Source organism: Actinoplanes sp. GCM10030250 (assembly GCF_042666575.1).
Taxonomy (GTDB): Bacteria; Actinomycetota; Actinomycetes; order Mycobacteriales; family Micromonosporaceae; genus Actinoplanes.
This window is the reverse complement of sequence record NZ_JBHTDO010000013.1, coordinates 129,540-154,017: the sequence shown is the minus strand read 5'-3', so window position 1 is coordinate 154,017 and position 24,478 is coordinate 129,540. Positions and strand designations below refer to the sequence as shown.

At 72.3% G+C, this 24,478-nt stretch carries 22 protein-coding genes; 10 read left to right on the top strand and 12 right to left on the bottom strand.

Annotated elements, in window-relative coordinates:
• Positions 1-32: 32 nt before the first annotated feature.
• Together ACFQV6_RS18920 and ACFQV6_RS18915 are read left to right on the top strand one after the other, a co-directional pair.
• Positions 33-2,792: an FtsK/SpoIIIE domain-containing protein gene (locus ACFQV6_RS18920; RefSeq protein ID WP_378028816.1), complete on the top strand. Its 2,760-nt coding sequence runs from the start codon at positions 33-35 to the stop codon at positions 2,790-2,792.
• A complete protein-coding gene (locus ACFQV6_RS18915; protein ID WP_378028815.1) occupies positions 2,789-3,505 on the top strand; it encodes a hypothetical protein in 717 nt (238 codons plus the stop codon). The genes ACFQV6_RS18920 and ACFQV6_RS18915 overlap by 4 nt, the downstream gene beginning before the upstream one ends.
• Positions 3,506-3,640: 135 nt before the next feature.
• Here the strand turns inward: ACFQV6_RS18915 and ACFQV6_RS18910 are convergent, their stop codons facing one another.
• Genes ACFQV6_RS18910 through ACFQV6_RS18900 form a run of 3 tightly spaced genes read right to left on the bottom strand, consistent with a single transcriptional unit; the run spans position 3,641 to position 5,356 of the window.
• On the bottom strand, positions 3,641-3,817 hold the full coding sequence (locus ACFQV6_RS18910) for a hypothetical protein (RefSeq protein WP_378028814.1): 177 nt from the start codon (positions 3,815-3,817) through the stop codon (positions 3,641-3,643).
• Positions 3,818-3,857: 40 nt separating this feature from the next.
• Complete coding sequence (locus ACFQV6_RS18905; protein WP_378028813.1) at positions 3,858-5,093, bottom strand: cupin domain-containing protein; 1,236 nt, start codon at positions 5,091-5,093, stop codon at positions 3,858-3,860.
• A 2-nt stretch (positions 5,094-5,095) separates the two neighbouring features.
• Positions 5,096-5,356, bottom strand: coding sequence for a BatC protein (locus ACFQV6_RS18900; RefSeq protein ID WP_378028812.1), 261 nt, complete (start codon positions 5,354-5,356; stop codon positions 5,096-5,098).
• A gap of 98 nt (positions 5,357-5,454) precedes the next feature.
• Between ACFQV6_RS18900 and ACFQV6_RS18895 the strand changes: the two genes are divergently transcribed.
• Positions 5,455-6,231, top strand: a complete 777-nt coding sequence (locus ACFQV6_RS18895; RefSeq protein ID WP_378028811.1) for a DUF72 domain-containing protein — start codon at positions 5,455-5,457, stop codon at positions 6,229-6,231.
• Between the two features lie 234 nt (positions 6,232-6,465).
• Here the strand turns inward: ACFQV6_RS18895 and ACFQV6_RS18890 are convergent, their stop codons facing one another.
• The 3 genes from ACFQV6_RS18890 to ACFQV6_RS18880 form a co-directional block, all read right to left on the bottom strand.
• Positions 6,466-6,888, bottom strand: a complete 423-nt coding sequence (locus ACFQV6_RS18890) for a TraR/DksA family transcriptional regulator (protein WP_378028810.1) — start codon at positions 6,886-6,888, stop codon at positions 6,466-6,468.
• A 201-nt stretch (positions 6,889-7,089) separates the two neighbouring features.
• On the bottom strand, positions 7,090-7,722 hold the full coding sequence (locus ACFQV6_RS18885; protein ID WP_378028809.1) for a uridine kinase: 633 nt from the start codon (positions 7,720-7,722) through the stop codon (positions 7,090-7,092).
• 145 nt (positions 7,723-7,867) lie between these two features.
• Positions 7,868-8,425, bottom strand: a complete 558-nt coding sequence (locus ACFQV6_RS18880; protein ID WP_378028808.1) for a winged helix-turn-helix domain-containing protein — start codon at positions 8,423-8,425, stop codon at positions 7,868-7,870.
• 259 nt (positions 8,426-8,684) lie between these two features.
• Here ACFQV6_RS18880 and ACFQV6_RS18875 point away from each other — a divergent pair, with 259 nt between their 5' ends.
• Positions 8,685-9,032 carry an ankyrin repeat domain-containing protein gene (locus ACFQV6_RS18875; RefSeq protein WP_378028871.1) on the top strand — a complete coding sequence of 116 codons (348 nt, stop codon included), beginning with the start codon at positions 8,685-8,687 and terminating at the stop codon, positions 9,030-9,032.
• Positions 9,033-9,129: 97 nt separating this feature from the next.
• Here the strand turns inward: ACFQV6_RS18875 and secA2 are convergent, their stop codons facing one another.
• A complete protein-coding gene (secA2, locus tag ACFQV6_RS18870) occupies positions 9,130-11,421 on the bottom strand; it encodes an accessory Sec system translocase SecA2 (RefSeq protein ID WP_378028807.1) in 2,292 nt (763 codons plus the stop codon).
• A 191-nt stretch (positions 11,422-11,612) separates the two neighbouring features.
• Here secA2 and ACFQV6_RS18865 point away from each other — a divergent pair, with 191 nt between their 5' ends.
• The 4 genes from ACFQV6_RS18865 (at position 11,613) to ACFQV6_RS18850 (ending at position 16,028) form a co-directional block, all read left to right on the top strand.
• Positions 11,613-12,353 (top strand): ATP-binding protein, encoded by a 741-nt coding sequence (locus ACFQV6_RS18865; protein ID WP_378028806.1) that lies wholly within the window; start codon positions 11,613-11,615, stop codon positions 12,351-12,353.
• On the top strand, positions 12,350-13,384 hold the full coding sequence (locus tag ACFQV6_RS18860) for a chemotaxis protein CheB (protein ID WP_378028805.1): 1,035 nt from the start codon (positions 12,350-12,352) through the stop codon (positions 13,382-13,384). Before ACFQV6_RS18865 ends, ACFQV6_RS18860 begins: the two co-directional genes overlap by 4 nt.
• Before the next feature lie 10 nt (positions 13,385-13,394).
• Positions 13,395-15,227, top strand: a complete 1,833-nt coding sequence (locus tag ACFQV6_RS18855; protein ID WP_378028804.1) for a CheR family methyltransferase — start codon at positions 13,395-13,397, stop codon at positions 15,225-15,227.
• 72 nt (positions 15,228-15,299) lie between these two features.
• A complete protein-coding gene (locus tag ACFQV6_RS18850) occupies positions 15,300-16,028 on the top strand; it encodes an STAS domain-containing protein (RefSeq protein WP_378028803.1) in 729 nt (242 codons plus the stop codon).
• 54 nt (positions 16,029-16,082) lie between these two features.
• Here the strand turns inward: ACFQV6_RS18850 and ACFQV6_RS18845 are convergent, their stop codons facing one another.
• Entirely contained in the window at positions 16,083-17,222 is a 1,140-nt protein-coding gene (locus ACFQV6_RS18845; protein ID WP_378028802.1) for a SigB/SigF/SigG family RNA polymerase sigma factor, read from the bottom strand.
• 103 nt (positions 17,223-17,325) lie between these two features.
• A complete protein-coding gene (locus ACFQV6_RS18840; RefSeq protein ID WP_378028801.1) occupies positions 17,326-19,497 on the bottom strand; it encodes a hypothetical protein in 2,172 nt (723 codons plus the stop codon).
• Between the two features lie 285 nt (positions 19,498-19,782).
• Here ACFQV6_RS18840 and ACFQV6_RS18835 point away from each other — a divergent pair, with 285 nt between their 5' ends.
• Positions 19,783-20,304, top strand: a complete 522-nt coding sequence (locus ACFQV6_RS18835; protein WP_378028800.1) for a hypothetical protein — start codon at positions 19,783-19,785, stop codon at positions 20,302-20,304.
• A 269-nt stretch (positions 20,305-20,573) separates the two neighbouring features.
• Positions 20,574-22,052: a glutamate--cysteine ligase gene (locus tag ACFQV6_RS18830; protein ID WP_378028799.1), complete on the top strand. Its 1,479-nt coding sequence runs from the start codon at positions 20,574-20,576 to the stop codon at positions 22,050-22,052.
• Here the strand turns inward: ACFQV6_RS18830 and ACFQV6_RS18825 are convergent.
• Genes ACFQV6_RS18825 through cobO form a run of 3 tightly spaced genes read right to left on the bottom strand, consistent with a single transcriptional unit; the run spans position 21,995 to position 24,332 of the window.
• On the bottom strand, positions 21,995-22,405 hold the full coding sequence (locus tag ACFQV6_RS18825) for a cobalamin biosynthesis protein (RefSeq protein ID WP_378028798.1): 411 nt from the start codon (positions 22,403-22,405) through the stop codon (positions 21,995-21,997). The two genes, ACFQV6_RS18830 and ACFQV6_RS18825, sit on opposite strands and share 58 nt — an antisense overlap.
• On the bottom strand, positions 22,402-23,739 hold the full coding sequence (locus tag ACFQV6_RS18820; protein WP_378028797.1) for a cobyrinate a,c-diamide synthase: 1,338 nt from the start codon (positions 23,737-23,739) through the stop codon (positions 22,402-22,404). The genes ACFQV6_RS18825 and ACFQV6_RS18820 overlap by 4 nt, the downstream gene beginning before the upstream one ends.
• On the bottom strand, positions 23,733-24,332 hold the full coding sequence (gene cobO, locus ACFQV6_RS18815) for a cob(I)yrinic acid a,c-diamide adenosyltransferase (protein WP_378028796.1): 600 nt from the start codon (positions 24,330-24,332) through the stop codon (positions 23,733-23,735). Before cobO ends, ACFQV6_RS18820 begins: the two co-directional genes overlap by 7 nt.
• Positions 24,333-24,478 lie beyond the last annotated feature (146 nt).

Sequence of the window (24,478 nt, the reverse complement as noted above, 5' to 3'; positions counted from 1 at the left end):
CCCCCGAACAACTGCGTCGATGCCGGCAGGTCATGGCTGAATCCACCAAACAGCGGGTGATGGAGATCCGGGCCGGGCTGTCGCACGCGCTCGGCGCCGCTCAGACAGCTCTGCAAGCCGCCCGGCGGGCGGAGACCTCAGCGGTCGCCCGCTGGGAGAAGATCAGCGCGGCGGCCTCGGCCCGGCGGCGCAAGCTCGCGGCCGCCCGGGACGAGCGGCTGCGGGAGATCGACACCTGGCACGACACCGAGCTGGCGGCGCTGGCCGGAGCGGCGGCGGGTGCTGCCGACCGGGCCGCGCCGGGTGCTGCCGGTGAACTGTGGCACAGCTGGGAGCCGACGCCGCTGGCCAAGGTGGCCGAGCTGCGGATCGGCAGGTTGATGCTGCCCGAGCCGCCGGTGCCGCACCCGGAGCGGACCAGGCGGCCGGAGGGACCGTGGGCGAGCGCGCCGGGCACGCCCCGGGAGGACGGCGAGGACGAGGACGAGCCGGTCGCGCCGGTCGAGGACGAGGCGCCGCCGGAGGTTCCGGCGCTGGTCCGGCTGCTCGACCACGGGCACATCGTGGTCGAGGGCGACCAGCGGCTCGGCGACAACGTGGTGGCGGGCCTGCTGCTGCGCGCGCTGGGGACGAGCGCGCCGGGTGCGGTGCGGCTGATCGGGTACGACCCTGAGCATCTCGGTGGCGGACTTGCCGGGTTCGCGCCGCTGGCCTCGGCCGGTGTGCTGACGTTCACCGGACCGCAGGACCTCGGCCCGCTTCTCGACGAGCTGGTCGGCCACGTCCGGCGGATCAACGAGAAGGTGCTGGCCGGTGAGTACACGTCGTTGCGGGAACTGCACGCGGCGACCCGGCGGCGACCGGAACCGTGGCGGGTGGCGGTGCTGCTCGGCGGCGGGGAGCTGTCCCGGCACGAGCGGACCCAGCTGGACCGGCTCCTGCGTACCGGGGCGGCGTGCGGGGTGCACCTGGTGATCCGGGGGCTGGCGGTGGAGCCGGCGCCGGGTGTCGAGTTCGTCACGGCGGCGCCGGGTGAACAGGCCCGGGTGAAGCGGGCCGGTGCATTGCCCGTACGTCTCGATCCTGGTCCTCCCGCGGCTGTCCTGACCGCGACCTGCCGCCAGATTGCTGAGGCCGTGGCCGCCGGGCCCGCGCCGGTGGCGCTGGACAGCCTGCTGCCGGAGGCCGGTGACGAGTGGCGGGAGAGCTCGGCTGCCGGGCTGACCGCGCCGCTCGGTGACAGTCCGCAGGGTGCTCGCGTGCTGGTGACGCTGAGCGACTACCCGCCGCACGCGCTGATCGCCGGGCCGTCCGGCACCGGCAAGACCAACTTCATCTACGCCTGGATGGGCGCGCTCGCCTCCCGCTACTCCCCCGCCGAGCTGGCGTTCTACCTGCTCGACTTCAAGGAGGGTGTGTCGTTCGCCCGGTTCGCGCCGGGCCGCCGGGACCCGAGCTGGCTGCCGCACGTCCGCCTGGTCGGGGTGAACGTCAACACGGACCGTGAGTTCGGGCTGGCGCTGCTGCGGTTCCTCAGCGGGGAGCTGCGGCGTCGCGCGGACGCGGCCAAGCAGTATGAGGTGACGAACCTGGCCGAGCTGCGCACCGAGAACCCGGAGGGCAACTGGCCGCGGATCGTGGCGGTGGTCGACGAGTTCCAGGTGCTGCTCGCCGGCCGGGACGCGGTCGCCGCCGAGGCCGTCGACCTGCTCGAGGACCTGGCCCGGCGTGGCCGTTCGCAGGGCATCCACCTGATCCTGGCCAGCCAGGACGTCTCCGGCATCGAGGCGCTCTGGGGCCGGCCGGCGCTCGTCGCCCAGTTCTCGCTGCGGATCGCCCTGCCCCGCGCCCGGCGGGTGCTCGCCGAGACGAACCAGGCAGCCGAATCGCTGCCCCGCTACCACGCGGTGGTCAACGCCGACTCCGGTGCGGCCGAGGCGAACCAGGTGGTGCGCGTCCCGGCCGCCGGTGACCGGGACCAGTGGAGCGCCCTGCAGCACCGGTTGTGGCGCCGCCGCCCGGCCGATCCGGGTCCGCCGCGCCTCTTCGACGGTGACGTGGTCCCGCGTCTGGCGGAGAGCCCCGACTTCCGGGCGCTGGTGCCGTCCGAGTCGCCGGCCGCGCCGATGGCGATGCTCGGCGAGACCATCGACGTCTCGTCGCGGTCGGCGCGTACCCTGCTGCGGCGCGCGCCCGGCCGCAACATCGCGGTGCTCGGCACCCGGGTCGACGAGGCCTGCGCGGTGCTGGCCACCGCCGGCCGGTCGCTGGCGGCCCAGTTCGAGCCGGACGGCGCCCGCTTCTCGGTGGTCTGCCTCGACCAGGACGCCCGGGCCGCGGCGGAGGCGCTGCACGCCCGGATCCCGGAGTGCGGCTGGTACGACTCGGAGAACGTGGACTGGCTGCTCGAGGACGCCGCCGCTGAGGCGACCGCCGCATGGCCCGCGGACCGGCCGCACTTCATCCTGATCTACGCGGCGGACGCGCTGCCGGGCGGGCGGGCCGCGGCCGAGCAGTTGCGCACCGTCCTGCGGCAGGGGCCGGAGCGGCGGCTGCACGTGCTGGGCTGGTGGCGCAGCGCCGGACTGCTGCGCGACAGCCTGGGCGGGCACGGTGTGCGGACCGACGCGATCGGCGCCTGGGTGGCGCTCGACGTGCACGGCAGCGAACTGGCACCGTTCTACCCCGGTACGGGTGCGCCGAACTGGTATCCGCGCCCGTGGCGAGCCCTGCATTTCGACCGCTCGGTGCATCGTGGCACCGAGGTGATGATCCCCTACGGAACCTCATGAGCGAACTGGAACCGGCCGACTTCGAGCGCGCCGACTACCGTACCGTCCTCCAGCGCCTGACGACGCTGGACCAGCGGGCCACCACGCTGCGCGAGGAGGCGCAGCGATGGCACGCCGACCGGGAGACCGCGGCGGAGGCGGCGGTCCGGGAGGCGGAGGACGAGGTACGGGAGGCGCAGCACGCCGTACGCCTGGCCCAGCGCGATCTGGAGCAGGTGGACGCCCGGGCGGCCGGACTGTGGTCGGACTTCGTGCACCGGGTCGGTCCGGCGGCGGAGCGGTTCGGGCGTACGCTGCCGGCGGCCAGCATCCCCCGGCAGCGCACCGAGCGGGACGCCGCCGACTACCTCGACGAGGTGGAGTCCCGGGTCAAGTACACGCCGCCGGCCCGTCCGCTGACCTTCGGCACCCAGGTGCTCTTCGGTGCCTTCGGTGTGGCGGGCGGCGTGCTCGGCGTGATCGGCAACCTGGTGGTCCGGCAGACGGCCGCCGACGCGGGCGGCGACTGGCTGGCGGCCTCGCCGGTGGTGGCACTGCTGGTGCTGCTGCTGTTCCCGGTGCTGGCCGTGGTCACCGCGAAGCTGGTGGCCGACCGGCGCGGCGTCGGGCTGGACACCGCGGCGGTGGCCACCGTGCTGATCGCGGGCCTGGTCACGGCGGGGTTGCTGTTCACCGCCGTGACGCTCTCCCAGCCCACCGCCGGGACCGGTTGAGTCATCTCGCCCAGCTGAGCCATCTCGCCCAGCTGAGCCATCTCGCCCAGCTGAGCCATCTCGCCCAGCTGAGCCATCTCGCCCAGCTAAGCCATCTCGCCCAGCCGAGCCATCTCGCCCAGCCGAGCCATCTCGTCAGTGGGGCTGGGTGAGTTTGAGGCGCTGCTGTGCCTCGTCCTGGAGGGCGGCGGGCACGTCGAGGTGCTCGCCGGCGCCGTGGGCCTCGTCGTAACCGAAGTCGCCGGCCTCGTCGAACTCGGGTCCGGTCGCTTCGACTTCCGGGGTGGGGCGGTCGTCCTGCGGGTCCGTCATGGACTCACGGTACCCACGCCGGGCCGGGCAGACCACGGGATCAGCGGGACGCGACGACCAGGCCCTCGGTGAGCAGGCGCCGGGCCAGCACCAGCCGGTCGTCGTCATCGGCGAGCGGCAGCTCACCCACGGCGTGCGCCTCGCCGTCCAGCGCCATCCGGATCGCCGGCTCGCAGTAGGAGGGGAAGCGCAGTGCCCGGCCGGGGAGCCGCAGCACCACCTGGTCCTCCCCCTCCGCCTGCTCGTCCCCCGCCGCGGCGAGTTCCCGGTGCAGGCCGGGCCGGACGACGATCCGGTCGGCCGGGGTGAGCGCGGCGGCGAAGTCGAGCTGCGCGAGCGGGCTGATCGGCGCCGGGCGGGCCGCCGTCCAGGAACGGTCCCGCAGGCGGGCGGCGACCTCTGCCGGGTCGGCGGTGGTGAGCCAGTCCCGCAGGGCGGTGACGGTCTCGGTCAGCTCCTTGCCGATCGCCTCCGGGTCGCCCGGGTCGAGCCCGTACGGCAGCCCGGCCCGCAGCCGCGGATCCGCCACGGCGAGCGCGAGCAGCTCCTCGACCAGGGCGTACCGGGTCAACCCCCGGATACCGACGGTGAGGTGCAGGGACCGGCCGCCCAGCGCCCGCGCCGAGTGCAGCCAGCCGCGCGGCAGGTAGAGGGCGTCGCCGGGCTCGAGCACGACGTCGAGGGCGGGTTCACCCCGCGCGGTGGCGGCGACCTCGTCGGCCCGGCCGCCCCACGCCTGCCGTTCGAGCGGATCGGGCAGCACCGGCGGGTGGATGCACCACCGCTTGCGGCCGTCCACCTGGAGCACGAAGACGTCGTGGGTGTCGTAGTGGGTGGCGAAACCCTGGCTGGCCGGCGGCGTCAGGTACGCGTTGACCTGCAACGGCCGGTTCAACTCGGTGCCCAGCTCGCCCGCGAAGTCGATCAGCGGCGGCCAGATCCGGTGCAGGCCCTGCAGGACCAGCGTGGCACCGTCGGCGTAGAGCCGCATCACCTGCTCGTCGATCACCTGGTCGGCGATCTCCGCACCGGCGCCGCCACCGCCGGTGAAACGGCCGGCGGGCAGCACGCTGCCCTGCTGTGCGACCCGCAGGAACGGGGTGCGCAGACCGCGCCGGCTGAGCAGCTCGTCGACCGCCGCGGCCGACAGCAGGCCGGTGAAGCCGTCCGGGCCGCCGAGGTCGGCGGCCCGGGACAGCAGAGGCGTGCGGCCCCAGTGGGTGTCAGCGAAGGTGCTGACCGGCCCGACGACGCGGGCCAGAGCCGTCCCCGTCATTGTCAGGAGGCGCTGCCGTCGGCACCGCCGTCGTGGCCGGCCGCGTTGGCGCCGCCGTCCGCGGGTCCCTCGCCGGAGGCACCGCCGTCAGCGCCGCCGTCGACCGCGTTCGGGTTCGCGCCGCCGTCGGCCGGGCCCTCGCCCGAGGCGCCGCCGTCAGCACCGCCGTCGTGGCCCGCCGGGTTGGCGCCGCCGTCGGCCGGGCCCTCGCCGCTCGCACCGGCCGGGTCGGAGCTGATGATGTCGTCGTTGCTGAGTCCCATGTCTTCTCCAAATTGGATGAGTGCCGCGGAAATCGACGGTCTCCGACTACCCGGCAAGATCAGGTCTAATCCCTCCGGGTCAGGGGTAACCCGGCGGCATGCTGTGGATCGGGACGTCGGGATGGCAGTACCGGGACTGGCGGCCGGAGAAGGGCGCCGGCGACACCGGGTTCCTGTACCCCGCCGGGCTGCCGCAGCGGCTCTGGCTGGAGCACTACGCGGAGCGGTTCGACACGGTCGAGGTGAACAACGCGTTCTACCGGCTGCCGGAGCGGCACACCTTCGAGCAGTGGCGCCGGCGCACCCCGGCCGGGTTCCGGGTCGCGGTGAAGATGAGCCGGTACCTGACCCACATCAAACGGCTGCGGGAGCCGGCCGAGCCGGTGGCGCGGTTCCTGGACCGGGCGAGCGGGCTCGGCGACAAGCTGGGGCCGGTGCTGCTGCAACTGCCGCCGACGCTGAAGGCCGACTTGGGAGCGCTTGACGAGACGCTGCGGCAGTTCCCGGCCGGGGTGCGGGTGGCGGTGGAGCCCCGGCACGAGACCTGGTTCACCGGCGAGTGCGAGGAACTGCTGCGGCGGCACGGTGCCGCGCTCTGCTGGGCGGACCGGCGGGGACGCCCGGTCACGCCACTGTGGCGTACGGCCGACTGGGCCTATCTCCGGCTGCACGAGGGCGGCGCCAAGCCGTGGCCGCGGTACGGGCGGCGGGCGCTGCGGACGTGGGTGGAGCGCGTAGGCGTACCGGAGACCTTTGTCTTCTTCAACAACGACCCGGGCGGTGCCGCGGTGATCGACGCCGCCGTGCTGGCGAAGGAGGCCGCGCGCAGCGGCCGTACGGTCAGCCGGGTTCCGGAGATGCGGCCGCGTCCCTGACGGAGGTCGATGGCCGTCGCAGCATTTCGTTGCGCGAAATGGCGGCCGAAGTTGTTCGGCCGCACCTGTGTGACATTCGCCTCGCCGACTGGCGACCGCCGTTTCGGCGGGCCATTCCGGCGAGTTCCCCGCCGGAATGGCGATAACCGATTTCCGGCGCGGCGGCGGAATCGCACCACGGCGGCGGTGGAACCTGTGCCCGGGGCCTGCCGGCGGCAGACCCCGGGAAGGTGGTCAGCTGGCGCGCCGCTCGCGGTTCTGCTTGCAGTGCACGCACGTGGTGGCGGACGGGAAGACCTCCAGCCGCTCCACCGGGATCGGGTTGGAGCAGCCCTCGCAGTTGCCGTAGGTGCCTTCGTCCAGGCGCTGCATGGCGTGCTCCGCCTGGGTCCGCCGGTCGAGCAGGGTCCGCAGCAGCGAGGTCGCGGCGTCGCGCTCGGCCGTCTTGGACCCGCTGTCGGCCTGGTCGTCGCCGGCGGCGTCGCCGATCTCGACCAGACGCAGACGATGGTTCTGCGTGACGGCCTCTTCGTACTCCGTGTTCAGCTCCTCGAACCGGCTCCGCAGGAGTACCCGGATCTGGTCGATCTCATCGGTCGAGCGCCCCTTCGCCGTGCTCGCGCCCTTACCAGTAACAACCGCTCCGTTGACGAGCATGCAGTCCCCCTGCCCTTCACTCAGCCCCAGCTGGTGGCCATCCCCCGGGTCACCCTCGTCCCGAGCCGGTTCCACATGTGGAGCCGGACGATACCCACCGCTGGAGATCCCAAACGGGACCCCCCGCGAAAAAGTAACCGGAGCATAACTGTCAGTGGTCGAATCCGCCACGGACTCCGCGAGCGGGTCTTGTGCCGGTGATCACCAACCGCTCTCGACGAGGGCCGGGCGCGCCGGGTCGTCCACGCGTACGACCACGTCAGCGAAGGTTTCCGGGGCCACCTCACCGGCGTACCGCCGGTACGCCGGAAGGGTCCAGCGGTCCTCGGGACCGGTGCGGCGGTCGAGGGCGGCGGTGGAGAGCTCAAGGTGGACGGTGAAGTCGAACGGCAGACCCGAACCGAGCAGTAACGGGCCGCTGACCAGCACGATCGCGTTCTCCGGGAGCTCCGAATAGGGCTCGCGGGCGGACCGGTCCACCGCCGCGTTCCACAGGCGCAGCAGAATGCGGCCTGACCCGCCGGGGCCGGACGGGGTGAGCACTTCGCGGATCAGCCCCGCCTCGTCGAACCAGCCGGTGTAGAAAGTGTCGGGGTTGGTGCGCCCGAACTCCAGGCGCAGCGAGGCCGGGCGCAGGAAGTCCCTGGTGTCGACGTGCACCGCCGGGCGGCCGCGGACCCGGAGCGGGTCCACGAGCGCGGCGGCGAGACGGGCGGGATCGGCGGCCGGGGCGCCGTCGACGGCCACCCGGAGCCGGTTGTCGGATTCCCGACTCGCCAGCCGGTCGGCCAGATCGTCGACGAGGACGGGGAACGAGATGGGACGGACGCGCATCCGTCGATTATCAGCAGCCCCCGCCAGGCCGTTGCTTGTCAGGCCGCCCGACAGGGCGTCGATTGCCTGCTGCCGCGACCGGCTCAGTCATGCGGCCCTGCTGCCGCGACCGGCTCAGTCGTGCGGCCCTGCTGCCGCGACCGGCTCAGTCGTGCGGCAGGATCGAGATGCGGGCGTCGTCGGCCAGCCGATAGCCGACACCGTAGACCGTGGTGATCAGCGGTAGGCTGCCGCCCAGCTTGAGCCGCAGGCGGCGGACGTGGACGTCCACGGTGCGCTCGCCGGCCCGCTCGTAACCCCACACGGCAGCCAGCAGCTGCGCCCGGGTGAAGACCCGGCGGGGCCGCTCGGCGAGGTAGAGCAGCAGATCGAATTCCAGCCGCGTCAGGGGCAGCGCCGCCTCCTCGAGCAGCGCCTGGCGCGACCCGGTCAGCAACCGGACCTCCGGGCCGTCTGCGAGCGGCTCAGCGGGCTCGGCGAGGTCGGTGGTCGTGGCCGCCTCGACGGTCACCGTGCCACGGCTCAGCTCCACCAGCTCCCGGACGGCCGCCAGCAGCCGGTGAGCCTGTGGGGAGACCGCGTCCCCGGTGAGGGGAATGGCGAGCGTCACGGTCAGCGCCGGTTCGGCGGAGCGCCGGCCGGAGCCTCGGCCCGGCCCCGCGGAACGGCGATCGGCACGCGGCGACAAAGCGCTGACCGGCATTGATTTCATCCCCCAGGAATTTGTTACGGCAAGCGAATACGACTGATCACGGAGCGTAAAGCGGGGACGATATTTCCGGTCCGCCGCGCGGCGGGTCAAGTCGCCAACCACACTGTGGGAAACACGTTCCATATTGTTCACCGTCACACAAATGCATTCCGGGAACGTTTTCTGTCAGCCTCATTAAAGATTGCCGAACGTGGGTAGCAACGATCCCGTGGCAGAGCTGGATGAAGAGACGATCGCGTTCGCGCACCGCATGTTCGACCTGGCCCGCTCCGGCGGCACCGGCGAACTGGCCGCCAATACGGCGGCGGGACTACCGGCGAACCTCACCAACGACAAGGGCGACACCCTGCTGATCCTGGCGGCGTACCACAACCACCCGGACACCGTCGCGGCGCTGCTGGAATCCGGCGCCGATCCGGACCGGGTCAACGACCGGGGTCAGACCGCCCTGTCGGCGGCGGTGTTCCGGCAGAACCCGGACACGGTTCGGGCACTGCTCAAGGCGGGCGCTGATCCGGGCGCCGGCAAACCGACGGCGGTGGAGACGGCGGCGTTCTTCGACCTGCCGGAGATGGCCGCACTGCTGCGCGGCGAGTGAGAGCACCGTCACGAAGCCTGGTAAGGCCTGGGGATGCCGTCGCGGCGTCCGGTGAGGGCCCGGGGGCGCCGTCGCGGCGGTGCCCCCGGGCTGAGGCTCAGCCGCCCGAGGTGAGGCGCCGGCCGACCGCCGCGATGAGGCGGTCCAGCTCGGACCCGAACGGGTTGTCGTGCACCAGGTAGGTCCAGGTGGCGCTGGGCCGGACGATCTCGGCGCGCTCCGGCTGCCAGCCGTCGCTGAAGTCCGCCTCGTCGAAGGTCTCGATGGTCCGCGACTCGACCTTGGTGAGCAGCTCCTGGAACGCCGGCACGGCGGCCCGGTGGAACTCGTCGAGCGGGTCGAGCTTGCCCAGCGCCCGCAGGTGCACACCCTCGCGCACCTCGGTGAGGAACGCCAGATGGCCGACCCAGAGCCGGTCCAGGTGGTAGAGGGCGATGGCCCGGGCCGAGTCGGACAGGACGTCCTCGTCGATCTCCTTGGCCTTCTCCGGCGACTTCTCCAGCAGCATGATCGCGGCGACCTCGGAGGTCAGCAGCCGCTCGCGGCGCTCGGCGAGCAGCAGGCGCTGCTGCTCGATCACCACGCTGTAGCGCCAGGTGTTGCGGTGGATCTCGTAGTTGACACCCTCGGCGACCCGCTGGGCGTGCTCGACCGCGTAGTCGACCTGCGGGTCGTGGACCACACCGTCCATGTCCATCCGGGGTGAGGCCGGGATGATGTCGCCGGCGTGCCGGGAGACCAGCTCGTCCTCCAGGCTGACGAAGAAGACCGAGGCACCCGGGTCGCCCTGCCGGCCGGCCCGGCCGCGGAGCTGGTCGTCGACCCGGCGGCTGTCGTGCCGGCCGGAACCGATCACATAGAGCCCGCCGAGCTCGACCACCTTCTCGCGGTCCTTCTCGTCGCTGCCGCCGAGGCGGATGTCGACACCGCGGCCGGCCATCTGGGTGGAGACGGTGACCGCGCCGAGCGCGCCCGCCTCCGCGATGATCGAGGCTTCCTCGGCGTCGTTCTTCGCGTTCAGCACGTTCGACGGGACGCCCGCGTCGGCGAGCTGCTGTGCCAGCCGCTCGGACGCCTTCACGTCCAGCGTGCCGATCAGCACCGGCCGGCCCTTGTCGTGGGCGATCTTGATTTCCTCGACCAGGGCCTCGTCACGCATGTCGTGCGCGGAGTAGATCCGGTCGGGGTCGTCCTCACGGATGTTCGGGGTGTTCGGCGGGATCACCGCGACCTCGAGCTTGAAATACTCCCGGAGCTGCTCGCCGACATGTACGGCGGTCGCGGTCATGCCGCAGACCGTCTTGTAGAGGGCGATGTAGGCCTGCACGGTGATGGTGTCGAGGACCTCGCCCTCGGCGGTGGCGGAGACACCCTCCTTCGCCTCCACGGCGGCCTGCAGGCCGTCCGGCCAGCGGCGGCGCTGGGCGACCCGGCCACGCATCTCGTCGATCAGCTCGACCGAGCCGTTGCGGACGATGTAGTCGACGTCGCGGCGCAGCAGGGCGTGCGCGTGCAGCGCCACGTTGACCGCGGACAGGTGCTCGACCTGATCGTCGGCATACAGGTCGATGCCGCCGAGCTCCTCCTCGAGGTGCTTGAGGCCCTCGTCGGTGAAGGCGACGCTGCGGCCGTCCTCGGCGACCTCGTAGTGCTTGCCCTTGCGCAGGCCGCGCATCAGCTCGGCGGCCTCGTGCACCGGGTCGCTGTCGTCGGCGGTGCTGCCGGCGAGGACCATCGGCACGCGGGCCTCGTCGATCAGGATCGAGTCGGCCTCGTCGACGATCGCCGTGGCCAGGTCGCGCTGGACCCGGTCGGCCACGTCGGTGACCAGCTGGTCGCGCAGGTAGTCGAAGCCGGCCTCGCTGACCGAGACATAGGTGATGTCAGCCTCGTACGCCTCGCGGCGCTCCTCCGGCGTCATCGACTCGGTCACCCAGCCGACCGTCAGGCCGAGCAGCGTGTAGATCGGCTCCATCCACGTGGCGTCGCGCTTGGCCAGGTAGTCGTTGACCGTGAGCACGTGCACCGGGCCGTTGCCGAGGCGGGTGTGCCCGTAGGCCGCGACGGCGGCGGTTAGCGTCTTGCCCTCACCGGTGGCCATCTCGGCGACCCGCTTGTCGAGCAGCGCCATCGCGCCGAGCAGCTGAACGTCATACGGCCGCTGGCCGATACCCCGCCGCGCCGCTTCCCGGCCGATCGCGCAGATCTCGGCGTAGTCGGTCGCCTCGCGCGCGGCCTCGGTCAGCGCCGCGTCGTCCAGCTCCTTCAGCGCGTCCTCACGTGCTTCGATCGCACCGAGTCGTCGCGACAGCGGCCCGAGGTCCACCGTCGCGCCCGGACGCTGGAGAAACTTACGGAACCGGCTCTTCATGCGTTGCGACACACCCATGGCGCGCAACGGTACTTCATTTTGTCCCGTGTCAGGGGACGGACTCCCGGCGGGCGCCCGGTCGTGCGCCATGGTCCGAATTCTGCCCGGTTCCCGTACCGCGCCAACGGCCTTCCCGCGATCGGCCCGACGTTTGCCCGGCCGGATGCCCGGGCATCTGTCTGATCGTCCTACACCCGGAGGGGAGACGCATGCCGAGCCAGCTGGTCTGCCGGCCGGAGCAGGATCTCCCCGTGGCGGTCCTGACCGTCAGCGGGACCCTCGACCACCTCACCGGCGACGCGCTGGGCACGGCGGTCCGCCGCAGCCTCTCCGTACAGCCGGCGAGACTGCTGCTCGACGTCACCCGCCTGCGGATCAACGACCCCGCCGCCCTCACCGCATTCGGCTCGGTCGTCTGCCAGGCGGAGGAGTTCCCGGCCGTACCGATCGTGGTCTGCGGCGCGGACCGGCCGACCCGGCAGGCGCTGGCCGCCGCCCCCGACTGCGCCGGCCTGGAGATGGCCCCGGACTGCTCCCGTGCCCTCGACGACGCCGGCGCCCAGCCCGGCTTCCCCGGCGTCCGGGTCCGGCTGCGCCCGGTGCCGGAGGCCTGCCGTCAGGTCCGCGCCCTGGTCGCGCAGACCTGCGCCGGCTGGCAGCGTGGCGACGTCAGCGCGACCGTGGCCCTGGTCGCCACCGAACTGGTGGCGAACGTGGTCCGGCACGCGCACACCACGATGGAGTTCACCCTGGCCCTGCGCGACGGGCGGCTCACCGTGGCGGTCCGCGACGGCAGCCGCCGGATGCCCCGCCGTCTCGATCCCGGTGTCTCCGAGGCCGGTGGACGCGGACTGCGCCTCGTGCACGATCTGACCGACGCGTGGGGTGTATTACCTGTGACCGACGGTAAGGTGGTGTGGAGTCAACTCACCACCGGAGCCGCCGCGTGACCCTTCCCTCGCACGCTCCTCTGCCTGCCGCCGCCGATCGCCGCGACCTTGTCGCGGTCGGGGCTTCCGCAGGCGGGGTCGAGGCGCTGCGGGCGCTTGTCGGCGGCCTTCCCCCGGACTATCCCGGTGCGGTGCTCGTCGTTCTGCACGTGCCGCCGTCGGCACCGAGCGCGCTCCCGATAATCCTGAGCCGCAGCGGGCCGCTGCCGGCCGCCATGGCCGTCGACGGCGAGGTGCCGCAGGGCGGGCGGATCTACGTCGCCCCGGCCGACCACCACCTTCTGCTGATGGACGGGCACCTGCGGCTCAGCCGCGGCCCGGCAGAGAACGGCCACCGGCCGGCCATCGACCCGCTGTTCCGGTCGGTCGCCAGGGCCGCCGGCCGGCGCGCGATCGGCGTGGTGCTCTCCGGTTCCCGCGACGACGGCGCGGCGGGGCTGTCCGCCATCGCCGCCGCCGGCGGTGCCACCGTGGTCCAGGATCCGGTCGACGCCCTCGTCCCCTGGATGCCGCGGGCGGCACTGGACCGCGTCGTCGCCGATCATGTGGCACCCGCCGTCAAGATCGGCGCCCTGATCAGCGACATCACCGCGACCACCCTGCTGCCCGCGCCCGGCGCCGTCGTTGTCGATCCCGTCCTCGAGGCCGAGGTCAAGATGTCCACACTCACCCATTTGGGCACGGAGCGCATCGCCGAGCCCGCCGGATACGGCTGCCCCGACTGCGGCGGAAGCCTGTTCCTGATCGAGGACCGCCCACTGCCGCGGTTCCGCTGCCGGGTCGGGCACGCATGGTCGCCGGAGAGCCTGCTCGACGAGCAGACCCAGGTGCTGGAGAGTGCCCTCTGGGTCGCGCTGCGGTCCCTGAAGGAGAAGTCGGCGCTGAGCCGGCGGATGGCGGCCGGGCTGTCCGCGGGCGGCGGAGCCGCGAAGTTCCGGGCCACGGCCGACGACGCGGAGAGCGCGAGCGAGACCATCCGAGAGCTGATCGACCGGCTCGGCTCCACAGCCGCGCCCGGCGACGTACGGTAGCGTTCCGTCCGTGCAAGCGACCGACCCCCGCTTCGAAGCCCTGCTGGTGTACCTCAAGGAGTCACGCGGCTTCGACTTCACCGGATACAAGCGGTCCAGCCTGATGCGGCGGGTCAGCCGCCGGATGAGCCAGGTCGGGATCGGCGACTACCTGGAGTACCTGGATCACCTCCAGGTGCATCCGGACGAGTTCACCGCGCTGTTCAACACCATCCTGATCAACGTCACGGCGTTCTTCAGGGACGTCGACGCCTGGGACTACCTGCGCTCCGACGTGCTCGAACCGATGGTGGCGGCGAAACCGGCCGACTCCATGATCCGGATCTGGTCGGCCGGGTGCGCGTCCGGCGAGGAGGCGTACACGCTGGCCATGGCCCTGGCCGAGCTGATCGGTGTCGAGGCGTTCAAGGACCGGGTCAAGATCTACGCGACTGACGTGGACGAGGAGCAACTCAACGAGGCCAGGCAGGCGGCGTACAGCGAACGCCAGGTGCAGAGCCTGCCCCCGGACCTGCTGGAGCGGTACTTCGAACCGGTGAACGGGCGGTACACCTTCCGCAAGGATCTGCGCCGTTCGGTGATCTTCGGGCGCAACGACCTGGTGCAGGACGCCCCGATCTCCCGGATCGACCTGCTGACCTGCCGCAACACGCTGATGTACTTCAACGCCGAGACCCAGTCGAAGATCCTCGGCCGGTTCCACTTCGCGCTCACCGAGACCGGGGTGCTCTTCCTCGGCAAGGCCGAGATGCTGCTCAGCCACTCCAGCCTGTTCACCCCGATCGACCTCAAGCGCCGCGTCTTCAGCCGGGTCCCCCGCCTCTACGCCCCGCCCGGAGTGGCCTTCGCGGACCCGCCGCCGGCCGCCGGCAGCGCCGTGACCGGCCTCGACGAGCTGCGTAACGAGGTCTTCGCGGCCAGCCCGCTGGCACAGCTCTCGCTCACCTCCGACGGCCTGGTCGCGCTCTCCAACCGCCAGCTGGAGAAGCTGTTCGGCGTCTCCTCCCGCGACATCGGCAGGCCCTTCCGCGACCTGGAGATCTCCTACCGGCCGGTCGAGCTGCGCCGCTTCATCGAGCAGGCCCAGCTGGAGCGCCGCACGCTGCGGGTCAGCGACGTGGAATTCCACCGCGGCTCCGAGGTCACCTACCTGGAGGTGCAGATCAGCCCGCTCAGCGGCGCCGACGGCAGCCTCCTCGGCGTGAACCTGATCTTCCACGACGTCACCGCCGCGCGGCGCCTCCAGGACGACCTGGAACACGCCAACCAGCAGCTCGAGGCGGCGTACGAGGAGCTTCAGTCCACGAACGAGGAACTGGAGACGACGAACGAGGAACTCCAGTCCACGGTCGAGGAACTGGAGACCACCAACGAGGAACTCCAGTCCACGAACGAGGAACTGGAAACCATGAACGAGGAGCTCCAGTCGACGAACGACGAGCTCCAGAGCATCAACGACCAGCTGCGGATCAGCACCAGCCGGCTGGACGAGGCGAACGTCTTCCTGGAGACCGTGCTGACCAGCCTCCAAGCCGGCGTCGCCGTGGTCGACCTGGACCTGCGGATCCGGATGTGGAACCGGCACGCCGAGGACCTGTGGGGGCTGCGCGCGGGCGAGGCGATCGGCCAGCACTTCCTGAACCTGGACATCGGCCTGCCGATAGACCAGCTCCGGCCCCTGCTGCGCAGCGCGCTGGCACCGGACGGCGCCTCGGCCGAGATCAAGCTCGACGCGGTCAACCGGCGCGGCCGGGCGATCACCGTCCGGGTCGCCTGCACCCCGCTGCGCCAGCACGACGGCGGCCAGGGCGACGGGGCGATAGTCGTGATGGAGACTGACTGACTATGGAGACTGACTGACTGACGTTTCCGGGCCCGCCCGCTGGGTATCCGTGCTTCCTCAGAAGGGCATGTGATGACGGTTCAGTGTGTGGTACACGGTGACGGTGCCATCCTGACCGTCGCCGTGACCGGCAGGCTCTGCCTGGCCGACGCTCCACACCTGCGCGAGCAGCTGCTCAAGTGCCTGGCCGAGCAGCCTGACGCCATCCTCGCCGACCTCAGCGGCCTGGAGGTGGAGCAGCCGCTCGCCCTCGCGGTGTTCACCGCCGTGCTGCGGCAGGCGGCCCGCTGGCCCGGAACCCGGATCCTGCTCTGCGCGCCGCCTCCGGCGACCCTGGCACATCTGCTCTCCGGTGCCTACCACCGGCTGCCGTTGTTCGACAGCGTGGCGGCCGCCCGGGAACACCTGAATGACGACCGCCTGACCATGCCGGGGATCCAGGAGGAACTGCTGCCGCTGGCCGGCTCCACCCGGCACGCCCGCGACGTCGTCACCGACGCCTGCCTGCGCTGGGATCTGCCCGGCCTGGTCGCCCCGGCCAGCCTGATCGTCACCGAGCTGGTCGGCAACGTCATCGACCACGCCGACACGATGATGACGCTGCGCCTGTCGTTGCGGCCCCGCTATCTGAACATGGCCGTCGCGGACGGTTCCGCGCTCCTGCCGGTCCTCAGCGCGCCTGCCGCGCCGGACAGCAACGGGCGCGGGCGCGGGCTCCTGCTGGTGGGCGCGGTCGCGGCCGCGTGGGGCTGCATGCCGTCGCGCGAGGGCAAGGTGGTCTGGGCAGCACTGCGCCGCTGACCAGGGCCATCGGCGCCGATCAGCGGCGGCTTTCGTTCGGGGAGCGGGCTCCGGTCAGCAGCGGCGCAGGACTCCGGCGAGGCCGGAGACGGCAAGGATCCGGGCGACGTACGGCTGAGCGCCGCTCACGCAGATCTCCACCTCTTTCGCGGCCGCCAGTTGCACGATGTCCACGAGCACGGCGACACCCGCGGCGTCGACGAGCGGCACACCGGCGAGATCCACCACCACGGTGGCGACACCCGCCGCGTCGACGGCGTGCCGCAGGCCGATCCGCAGCCGCTCGGCGGTGTCCCGGTCGACCTCGCCGCGGACCCGCACGACCAGCGATCCGCCCTCGCGGGAGACCGACACCTGCATGCCGTGGTGGGTGGGGCCCTCGCCGGCCTCCCAGCGCGGCGGGACGTCGCTGAGCATCGCCTCACGCAGCCAGCCGAGGGCCCGGCTGAGCAGCCGCGACACGTGCATCTGGGAGATGCCGAGCTCAGTCGCGATCTCGGCCTGGGTGCGGTTGCCGTAGAACCGCATCGCCAGCATCCGGCGTTCCCGGGCGGGCAGCCGCAGCAGCAGGTCGGTGACGGTGAGCTTGTCGGTGAGCGTCTCCAGCTCCTCGTCGACGCCACCGATCAGGTCACCGAACTCGATGGCCCCGTCGGCGGCACCCACCGGCGCGTTCAGCGAGGAGGGCGAGTACCCGGCGGCTGAGCCGATCGCCTCCCGCACCGCGTCCTCGCTGACACCGAGGCGCTCGGCGAGCTCCGCGTGGGTGGGTGTGCGCGCGAGCACGCTGGTCAGCACCATCGACGCGTGCCCCACCTCGAGGCTCAGGTCCTGCACCCGGCGGGGGACGTGGACACCCCAGGTGCGGTCGCGGAAGTGCCGCTTCAGCTCGCCGGAGATCGTGATGACCGCGTATGCCGTGAAGGATCCGCGCTCCGGATCGTACCGATCGACGGCCTTGACCAGGCCGAGCCGGGCCACCTGCTCGAGATCCTCGAGGTACTCACCGCGGCCGCGGTAACGCCGGGCCAGCCGGCCGGCGAACGGCAGGCAGTAGCGGAGGAGATCCTCACGCAGCGCGCTCAGCTCGCCCGGGGACGCACCGGCCCGTCGCTGCGCGTAGGCCAGGGCGGCCGCGTCCAGGTCTTCCAGGACGTGCTCGGTCGGTGCGCCGGTCTGGTTGCGCGCGGGCATGTCATCCCTTTCCGGAACCACCGCGGCTGCGGCGAAAGCCCCGTGAACGAAAGGCTATTGCCCAACCTGTCCCGGGCGAAACCAATGTCCGCCTACCGGGGAATCATCCCTGGCCGGCGCGGCGCGACGGAAGCCCGCTGGGTGCCTGCGACGGATCCTCCAGAGCCTCGGGCACAACGGCCGGGCGCTCGGGCCGCAGCGTGGGCGCCGCGACCCGGGACGGCAGGCCGGACGGCGCGGCGCTCTCGTCCACCGGCGGGCCGTCGGGAGCGGCGGCAGCCTGCGGTGCGCCTACCTGCGGTGCGGCTGCCTGCGGTGCGGCTGGCTGCGGCACGGCAGCGGGCGGCGGGGCGCTCGCCGGGTTCTGCTGGCCCATGTCAGGGGCCTGCAAGGGTGGCCGGCCGGGGTTCTGCTGGCCCATGTCCGGAGCCTGCAGCCGCGGCCGGGCGGCAGGCTGCTGGGCGACAGGCTGCACGGCGGGCTGCTGCACGGCGGGCTGGGCGACAGGCTGCTGGGCGGCGGGCTGCTGGGCGACAGGCTGCTGGGCGGCGGGCGCGTTGTGCTGACCCATGTCCGGCGCTTGTAACGGCGAGCGGACAGGGGGCTGCTGCGCGGCGGCATTCTGCTGGCCCATGTCGGGAGCTTGCAGCGGCGAGCGGGCGGCGGGCTGCTGCACGGGTGGGCCGGCTTGGCCCTGGCCGGGCCCTTGCAGGGGCGCGAGCGGAGCGGGTGCCGGCGGCGGTGGCGCGGTGGCAGCCTGGGCGATCAACGGAACAGAGGGCATTTCGGGTACGGGCGACGCGGCGCCCACGGCCGGAGGCGCACCGAGCGGCGGCTGCGGTGGCGTACCCATGATGATCTCCGAGGGGCGGGCCGGGCCAGCCTCGGACGCCGGGCGGGCGGACCGGGTGAACCGGGGCGCGTCGAGCGGAGTGTTCTGCTGGCTGTACGCCGGCGGCCTGCTCAGCAGCGCATCGATGTCGCCCACCGGGGGCGCGGCCGGCGGCGGCATGGCGGCACTCGGTGACGCGGCGGGCATCATCCCGGTCGCGGCGTGCCCGGGAGCAGGCGGGAGAGCCGACGGCGCCGGGCTCGGCGCGGGCTGGTCGAACGACGGGGCGGTGGGCCCGGCCGGACTGGGCTGCCAGGGCGGCTGGGCCTCAGCGGAGGGCTGCGCCTGCTGCCACTGGCCGGTACCGCCCGGCTGGACCATCGCCGCAGCGTCCGGCGGTGGCCAGGCCTGGTTGTCGGCCGTCCAGGGCTGCGGCGGGGAGCCGGCGGGACCGGTGGACGGCGGCCAGGTCTGCCCGGAGCTGACGGCGGTGCCGGCAGCGGGTGGCGGCCAGGACTGAGCTGGAGCGGCAGCGCTACCCGTGAAGGTGCCACCCGCGGCGCCGGGGGTGGCCGGATCATCGGTGGACTGCGGTGGCCACATCTTGCGCTGGGAACCGACCGGCCCCGGGCCACCAGCCTCTCCCGCGAACGGAAGGCTGGGCCCTCCGGCCGCGGGTGCGCCTCCTTGCGTACCCGAAAAGCCGGAATCCGCGCCCAGCGCGGCACCTGCCTGCCCCGCACCGGCAGCGGCTCCGGCTCCAGGTCCGGTGACGCGCGGCGGCCAGGCCTCACCGGCAGACTTCTCACCGGCGGTCTGCTCACCGGGCACCTCCCAGGGCGGAACCGGCGAACCCTGAGCCGGGAGATCTCCCTGCGCATGCCGGGCCACCCGGGTAGCGGCCTCGCCCGGCATCGGCGGGAGCGGCGGTAGCGGGTTCACGCCGGGCCCGCTCGCCGGCAGCGGCGGCAGGGGGATGGCACCCGAAGCGGGCGGCTGTGAGATGTCCGGGACCGGACCCGCCGAGGTCACGCCCGGTGCAATCGGTTCGCTGCCCGCGAGATCCGTCAGCGGCGGCAGCGCGACGGCGACAGCCCGCTCCGGAAGAGCCCACGGCGGCAACGGCTCAGCCGGGGAAGCAGCAGGCGAGTACGGCTGGGCTGACGAGAAAGGTTCAGCGGGCGGGAACGGCTCAGCAGAAGGGAACGGTTCAACGGGCGGCGCGTACGCCGGACGGCTCGCCGCCACCAGCCCGGACGCCTCAGCGAGCCCCGCGGCGGCCAGCACCTCGATCGCGGACTGCCCGATCCGGCACGGAAGCAGCTCACCGCACGCCGGGCACTCGATCATCCCGTCCCGGGGCCCGAGCCCGCCGCCGTGCGCGTCGACCATGTCGCGTGCGGTGCGCGCCAGCAAGCTCTCCGGTTTCACGTACACCTTCATCGACGCCACTGGTCTCGCCCCCCGTCCCCGCCTGTCCGCACGCCGGACCCGGCACGGCCGGCCCCGCCGGTTCCCCGCGGCCGGTAACCCAGTGGACCCCGTCAGGCCCGCCTGTCGGGCGGCTTTCCGCAGATCAGTGGGTTGTGACGGCAATTCGGCGCGAACCGCCGCCGAGGCGGGCCGGCACGAGGTAAGCAGAGGTGATCCCCATCCGCGAATTCACTCACGGTGCTTACGCGTGTTCTCTCCGTAGCATTGAAAGGGACATCCAGGAGGTGATCCCCCATGGACGACACCGAACTGCACCGCGAGCGAATCCTCCGGCACGTCAGTCCGATCATCACCGGCCGCTTCCTCGGCTTCCAGGCCTCCTACACCCGCGAGGTCCGGGTCGGGCGGCCACTCGCCGTCGCCGTGTTCGTCATGGCCGGCATCGTGCAGCTGATCAGTTCCGTGCTGCGGATGAAACCGGCCCGGCGCACGCTCAAGGAGCTGCGCAAAGGGCCGGAGTTCCTGGTGACGCCGGTCCGGCTGCGCGACGACCTGGGACAGACGTACGAGATCGAGATGCACGGGCAGTTGCCGCAGTCGGCGCTGCACCGCGGCGATCTGGTCCAGGTGCGCACGCAGCCGCAGGCCGACCACACGCTGCCGGTGAAGCTGCTCCAGGTGGTGAACCTGACCACCATGCAGCCGCTCACACCACGCATCCCGACCCGCTGGTCGCACCTCGGTCCCGCGCTGCTGCTGCAGGCCGCGGCCGGGATCACCATCATCGGCGCGGTGCTGGCAGCCTGGCTGCGGTAGGCGAGGGCCGGGCCGGGCGTGATCGAATCCGCGCGGCGAGGGTAGAACCCGGGCCCGAGCGGGTAAACGGCCCGTCCATGTTCGACGAACACGAGCGCCTCCCGCGCGCAACCAGCCGAGAGCCGTTGGCCATCTGGCGAGAATGGACGGCCGGTGCGATGGGAACCGGGGTGGACAGCGGTCATCATGAGGCCGAGGGGATCCCCGGCGGGCCGCTCACGGCTCCGCGCGATCTCCCGCGTCGCTGACGGCTCGAGAGGTGGTGCGCAGTGGGCGAGAAAGTCGATCAGACCGACTTCACCCGTGAGGACCGGACCCGCTATCGGCAGAAGATCCGGCGCAGCCTGGACGTCTTCGCCACCATGTTGCGCGAGTCCCGCTTCGATTTCGAGCGGCCACTCACCGGCATGGAGATCGAGCTCAACCTCATCGACGACGCGGCCGATCCGGCCATGCGCAACGCCGAGGTGCTGGGCGCGATCGCCGATCCGGATTTCCAGACCGAGCTGGGCCAGTTCAACATCGAGATCAACCTGCCACCGCGCAGGCTCGCCGGTGACGACTTCGCCGAGCTGGAGCGCAGCCTGCGTGCCAGCCTGAACCACGCGGAGCGGCAGGCGCGCACGGCCGGGACGCACATGGTGACCATCGGCATCCTGCCGACGCTGCGCCGCGAGCACCTGACCGGCGAATCGCTGACCGTGAACCCGCGCTACCAGCTGCTCAACGAGCAGATCTTCGCCGCCCGCGGCGAGGACCTGGACATCCGGATCGACGGTGTGGACCGGCTGGCGGTCACCACCGACAGCATCGCGCCCGAGGCCGCCTGCACCAGCACCCAGTTCCACCTGCAGGTGAGCCCGGCGCAGTTCGCGGCGTACTGGAACGCCTCTCAGCTGGTGGCCGGCATCCAGGTCGCGCTGGGCGCGAACTCGCCGCTGCTGCTCGGCCGGGAACTGTGGCGGGAGACCCGGATCCCGCTGTTCGAGCAGGCCACCGACACCCGGTCGGAAGAGATCCAGGCGCAGGGCGTCCGGCCCCGGGTGTGGTTCGGGGAGCGCTGGATCACCAGCGTCTTCGACCTGTTCGAGGAGAACGTGCGCTACTTCCCGGCGCTGCTGCCGATCTGCGACGCCGACGATCCGTCGGACATCCTGGAACGCGGGGAGATTCCCGAGCTCAGCGAGCTGCGGCTGCACAACGGCACGGTCTACCGCTGGAACCGGCCGATCTACGCGGTGGTCAACGGCCGGCCGCACCTGCGCGTGGAGAACCGGGTGATGCCGGCCGGCCCCACGGTCGCCGACACCATCGCGAACGCCGCGTTCTACTACGGCCTGGTGCGGGCCCTGGCCGAGGCGGAGCGCCCGCTCTGGAGCCAGATGAGCTTCCAGGCGGCGGAGGAGAACTTCCACAACTGCGCCCGGCACGGCATCGACGCCAGCGTGTTCTGGCCCGGCCACGGCACCGTACCGGTGACTGAGCTCGTGCTGCGCCGCCTCCTGCCGCTGGCCGCCGACGGCCTTGACCGGTGGGGTGTCTCCCCCGCACAGCGCGACCGGCTGCTCGGCATCATCGAGCAGCGCTGCCTGCTGCACCGCAACGGCGCGTCCTGGCAGGTGGAGACGCTGCACGCGCTGGAGGCGCAGGGTCAGGACCGGCAGCGGGCCCTGCACGAGATGCTGCGCCGCTATCTGCCGCCGATGCACGAGAACGTCCCCGTGCACGAGTGGCCGTCCGCCAAGTAGACAGCGACTGCCACGGTCGCCCCGGGGAACACCCGTTTCGGAACGATCAGCCGGGCCCCCGGGCCCGCGGCGAGCAGGGCGGCCGCCTCGGCAACACTGGGCGAGCCGACGGCTGCCTCGGCGGCCCGGCCGGGGTTCGGAACCGGTACGGCGGCCAGTTCCGCCGCCGGGAAGGCCACCAGCCGCCACCCGTACGCCTCGGCCAGCGCCCGGACCCGCTCCTCCCCGGCCCGCCGGTCGATGGTCGCGAGGACCGTCACCCGCTCCACCGGAATCCCGGCCGCGTCGAGGACCGCTCTCACCGGCCCGTCAACCTCGGCCCCACCGCGGGCGCCGAGACCGACAACGATCACACTGCCGCCTGCACCAGGCGGTACGCGAGTCCCGGCGCACCCGCCCAGTGCAGGTGCAGATAGGACGCGTGCAGGGACGGCGTCGCGAAGCCCTCCGGATCCGCGCCACGCCACGCCCACGCCGCTCCCCCGGCGGGCGAGAGCAGCAGACCCGACCGGGGATGCACAGTGGTGCGGTGGAACTCGTGCCCGGTGACCCGGGTGCCGGCCGGGCCGAGCGGGCTGTCCGAGAGGGCGACGGCGTCGCGGTATCCGAGGGTCAGCGTCGGTGTCATCGCCGCGTCCGCGTCCAGGATGCCGCACATCGGGGCGCCGTCGAGGGTGCGGCACAGCCAGAGCAGGCCGGCGCACTCGGCGGCGATCGGGCCCTTCAGGGCGGCGACGCTCGCTCGTAGTGACGCGTTGGCGGAGAGCTCGGAGGCGTACACCTCGGGAAAGCCGCCGCCGACCACCAGCGCCCGCGTGCCCTCGGGCAGCTTCTCGTCGCGCAGCGGATCGACAGTGACCACCTCGGCGCCCGCCGCGGCGAGCAGTTCCGGCGTCTCCGCGTAGGAGAACGAGAACGCCGGCCCGCCCGCCAGGGCCACCACCGGACGTCCCGCGACCGGCTCGGCCACCGCCGGGCTCCACGGTTCGGCGTCCAGCGGCGGCGCCGACCGCGCGAGCGCCGCCACCGCCTCCAGGTCCACCGACGCCGCGATGAGCTCCGCGAGCGCCGCCACCGACTCCCGTGCCTCCGCACGCCGCTCGGCCGCCGGGATCAGACCGAGGTGCCGCGACGGGGCCGCCACCGCGTCCGCCCGGCGCAGCGCGCCCAGCACCGGCGTGCCGACCTCCTCGCACGCCTCCCGCAGGATCGACTCGTGCCGGTCCGACCCGACCCGGTTGAGGATCACCCCGTCCATCCGCACGTTGCCGAAGCTGCGGAACCCGTGCACCACCGCCGCGATCGAGCGCCCCTGCGCCGCCGCGTCCACCACCAGGATCACCGGCGCGTTCAGCAGCCTCGCGACCTGCGCGGTCGATCCGGCGTCACCGGCACCGGTACGCCCGTCGTAGAGCCCCATCACCCCTTCGACGATCGCCAGCTCGGCACCCGCCGCACCGTGCGCGAAGAGCGGCCCGATCAGCTGCTCACCCACCATCACCGGGTCCAGGTTGCGCCCCGGCCGGCCGGCGGCCAGGGCGTGATAACCCGGGTCGATGTAGTCCGGCCCCACCTTGAACGGCGCCACCACCACCCCGCGCCGCGCGAACGCCGCCAGCAGCCCCGTCGTCACGGTCGTCTTCCCGTGCCCACTGGCCGGCGCCGCGATCACTACGCGATTCACCATTCGATGCCCTGCTGCCCCTTGCGCCCCGCGTCCATCGGATGCTTCACCTTCGTCATCTCGGTCACCAGATCCGCCGCCGCCACCAGATCCGGGTGCGCGTCCCGCCCGGTGATCACCACGTGCTGCGTACCCGGCCGGTTCGCCAGCGTCTCGATCACGTCCGCGACGTCCACCCAGCCCCATTTCATCGGATAGGTGAACTCGTCCAGCACATAGAAGGTGTAGCTCTCCGCCGCCAGGTCCCGCTTGATCTGCGCCCAGCCCTCCGCGGCCTCGGCGGCATGGTCACGCTCCGTGCCGGGCCGCTGAATCCAGGACCAGCCCTCACCCATCTTGTGCCACGTCACCGGCGTCCGGTTCAGATCACCCAGCGCCTTCAGCGCGGTCTCCTCGCCGACCTTCCACTTCTGCGACTTCACGAACTGGAAGACGCCGATCGGCCAGCCGGCACTCCAGGCGCGCAACGCCATCCCGAACGCCGCCGTCGACTTACCCTTCCCCGGCCCGGTGTGCACCGCGAACACCGCCTGCCGCCGCCTCTGCCGCGTCGTAAGCCCATCGTCAGGCAAATTTGAAACTCTTCCCTGCGGCATCAGCGCCTCCGTTGACCTCTACGACCTCTACGACCTCTACGACCTCTACGACCCCTACGACCTCTACGACCTTTTTACGAACTTTTTTCGTACGGCCGACGGGGAGTTCCGCCCCCACGACTCCCCCTGCGGGTCCGCCCGGCTCA

Coding starts and splice junctions, on each gene's coding strand:
- ACFQV6_RS18920 (WP_378028816.1), top strand. CDS start 33: ATGGCTGAATCCACCAAACAGCGGGTGATGGAGATCCGGGCCGGGCTG.
- ACFQV6_RS18915 (WP_378028815.1), top strand. CDS start 2,789: ATGAGCGAACTGGAACCGGCCGACTTCGAGCGCGCCGACTACCGTACC.
- ACFQV6_RS18910 (WP_378028814.1), bottom strand. CDS start 3,817: ATGACGGACCCGCAGGACGACCGCCCCACCCCGGAAGTCGAAGCGACC.
- ACFQV6_RS18905 (WP_378028813.1), bottom strand. CDS start 5,093: ATGACGGGGACGGCTCTGGCCCGCGTCGTCGGGCCGGTCAGCACCTTC.
- ACFQV6_RS18900 (WP_378028812.1), bottom strand. CDS start 5,356: ATGGGACTCAGCAACGACGACATCATCAGCTCCGACCCGGCCGGTGCG.
- ACFQV6_RS18895 (WP_378028811.1), top strand. CDS start 5,455: ATGCTGTGGATCGGGACGTCGGGATGGCAGTACCGGGACTGGCGGCCG.
- ACFQV6_RS18890 (WP_378028810.1), bottom strand. CDS start 6,888: ATGCTCGTCAACGGAGCGGTTGTTACTGGTAAGGGCGCGAGCACGGCG.
- ACFQV6_RS18885 (WP_378028809.1), bottom strand. CDS start 7,722: ATGCGCGTCCGTCCCATCTCGTTCCCCGTCCTCGTCGACGATCTGGCC.
- ACFQV6_RS18880 (WP_378028808.1), bottom strand. CDS start 8,425: ATGCCGGTCAGCGCTTTGTCGCCGCGTGCCGATCGCCGTTCCGCGGGG.
- ACFQV6_RS18875 (WP_378028871.1), top strand. CDS start 8,685: ATGTTCGACCTGGCCCGCTCCGGCGGCACCGGCGAACTGGCCGCCAAT.
- secA2 (WP_378028807.1), bottom strand. CDS start 11,421: ATGGGTGTGTCGCAACGCATGAAGAGCCGGTTCCGTAAGTTTCTCCAG.
- ACFQV6_RS18865 (WP_378028806.1), top strand. CDS start 11,613: ATGCCGAGCCAGCTGGTCTGCCGGCCGGAGCAGGATCTCCCCGTGGCG.
- ACFQV6_RS18850 (WP_378028803.1), top strand. CDS start 15,300: ATGACGGTTCAGTGTGTGGTACACGGTGACGGTGCCATCCTGACCGTC.
- ACFQV6_RS18845 (WP_378028802.1), bottom strand. CDS start 17,222: ATGCCCGCGCGCAACCAGACCGGCGCACCGACCGAGCACGTCCTGGAA.
- ACFQV6_RS18840 (WP_378028801.1), bottom strand. CDS start 19,497: ATGAAGGTGTACGTGAAACCGGAGAGCTTGCTGGCGCGCACCGCACGC.
- ACFQV6_RS18835 (WP_378028800.1), top strand. CDS start 19,783: ATGGACGACACCGAACTGCACCGCGAGCGAATCCTCCGGCACGTCAGT.
- ACFQV6_RS18820 (WP_378028797.1), bottom strand. CDS start 23,739: ATGGTGAATCGCGTAGTGATCGCGGCGCCGGCCAGTGGGCACGGGAAG.
- cobO (WP_378028796.1), bottom strand. CDS start 24,332: ATGCCGCAGGGAAGAGTTTCAAATTTGCCTGACGATGGGCTTACGACG.